This window comes from Candidatus Protochlamydia sp. W-9, assembly GCF_001950615.1.
GTDB classification, from domain to species: Bacteria; Chlamydiota; Chlamydiia; order Chlamydiales; family Parachlamydiaceae; genus Protochlamydia; species Protochlamydia amoebophila.
The window spans coordinates 1-286 of sequence record NZ_BCPZ01000200.1 but is presented as its reverse complement, the minus strand read 5'-3'; the positions used below and the strand labels follow the sequence as shown (position 1 = coordinate 286).

Sequence of the window (286 nt, the reverse complement as noted above, 5' to 3'; positions counted from 1 at the left end):
TGGATAATGTGAGTTAATATCCGAGCTAGGAATAGAACTTTCGTCATCAGAGCTAGAACTAGAACTTTCGTCATTCGTTGAGACTTTTTGACTTATCAAATCAACTTTTTTCTTACTATTTAAACCAGGTGGATTTGTCTGCCATGTCTGCGGACCCACACCCAGTGTGGCTAAAAATTTATTTATACTAAGCTCTCGTTTTTCAGCATCTGAATTTGGATAATGTGAGTTAATATCCGAGCTAGGAATAGAACTTTCGTCATCAGAGCTAGAACTAGAACTTTCG

At 37.4% G+C, this 286-nt stretch carries 1 pseudogene; it reads right to left on the bottom strand.

What is annotated here, in order from left to right:
• Window positions 1-286 (bottom strand): annotated as a pseudogene (locus tag BU804_RS06375) (alpha/beta hydrolase); the annotation flags it as partial.